1 protein-coding gene is annotated in these 1,579 nt (G+C 61.6%); it reads right to left on the bottom strand.

The window, feature by feature from the left end:
- Positions 1–187 precede the first annotated feature (187 nt).
- Positions 188–1,354 carry a hypothetical protein gene (locus tag IPV10_RS16790; protein ID WP_307861165.1) on the bottom strand — a complete coding sequence of 389 codons (1,167 nt, stop codon included), beginning with the start codon at positions 1,352–1,354 and terminating at the stop codon, positions 188–190.
- Positions 1,355–1,579 lie beyond the last annotated feature (225 nt).

Genomic DNA, 1,579 nt, shown 5'->3' on the forward strand with positions numbered 1-1,579 from the left:
ATGACACTTGTCAGATTTTCGACGACGGACATCTCCATCGGCCTCCTTTCGCCGGAAGCGCCGTGCGAATCAGCATGATCGGCCACTATTACTCGCTCGAGAGGCGTGAGAACCAACCGCCCTGGCAGTATGGATCGGCCCGCACGCGGCGGAGCATGCGCATCCGCCGCGTGCGGGCCGCGGCGGCCTACGAAGCGGCCTCTGCTGCGATCGGAATGTCGATGTGCCCCCGAGCGACGACGACGTTGCGCTTGATGACGTAGCACTCCACGTAGTGGTTCCCTCGGAAGGAAGTCACTTCCCGGCGCTCGGTGCCGCGTGTTGGATGAACTATCCCACCGCGTATGTGATCCCGCCGCTCAGCCTCGGCTCCTCGGTTCAGCACCCTCCACCGCACCTCGTACGAGCCCGGCACGTCGGTGTTGTCGATCGCGAAGGCAAGTTGCTTCTTTGCTGGCAGTCGCGAGAACAGGTTGAGAAATGCGGTCAGCGAGGTAGGACGGAATCCGTCCTGTGTCACGGTACAGCTGATCTCGACAGAGAAACGGATGTCTACGGGATGAGTGTCCTCAATGAACTCTTCTGTGTCGTTGAACGATCGGGCCGCAAGAGCCGTCTCTCCTCCAGTCGCTATTGCGGGGACGGACTTCCCGAACACCGCTCTCCACTTCTTGTATTCGTTCTTCTGACCAGCAGCGTTGACGGCCTCAGTGCAAAGCTCAGCGCCGGACGCAGCCTTCTTCTGGAAGTGCTTCTTGACTCGAACGCGCTGGCGGCTTCCGAGCGCCAGATAGAAATCGTGGTCCACCTGGTCCGCGAGGTACAGAAGGAAGTCACGCATCATCTCGCCGTAGGTTTCGGATGCGCCCGAGCGATGTTCCGTCGTAGATGTCAGGAAGTTGTAGGCAAGCGTGTCTACGAGCAGTCCGCCCATCACGACTCCGTGCTTGTTACGCCATGCTCGAGTGAGCTTGCACAAGCGTCGCAAATTGCCACCGGTAGTAGCGTCTTCGTCGCTGATCGCGGAGATCTCATCGCGTGGTTTCGTTGTCTTCCACGAGTCGCTGTAGGTGTCTGGATAGTCGAAGGACCCGTCATCGTTCTCGAATACGGGCTGCACCTCGAAGGTGAAGTTCGAGAACTCCACTACGACGACCAGCCTGTCGACCCCGACTGTCGTAGTCGGATACCGCTTCTGGATCGCAGCGCGCGCGCCGCAGCGCTTTGAGCGGGCCGCCGTCCTGCTCGTATGAGGCGCGCAGGCTGGCCGGCAGGATGTACAGGAGGTCGAGGTCCGAAATGCGGCTCTTCCCAGATGAAGGTGTAGGTCGGCCGGGCGCGTCGGTCCGCAGATAGACGTCGAGGTCTCCCGACGATGGAGGTTCCTACGCCATCCATCCGAAAGACCTCGACGTGCCCGACGCTACCCCGCCGGCCGGCTTCGGCCGCCCTGACCTAACCGCCTTCGCGGCTCATCCCAATCGGCTCTGATCGGGTCTGCTGACCTTCTCGACGAGTACGCAGCGACATCACAGCCACCCGACCCCGACCGTCCGGGAAGCCGGGGCGCGTCGCATGG

It is taken from the genome of Microbacterium sp. SD291 (genome assembly GCF_017355365.1).
Lineage (GTDB): Bacteria > Actinomycetota > Actinomycetes > Actinomycetales > Microbacteriaceae > Microbacterium.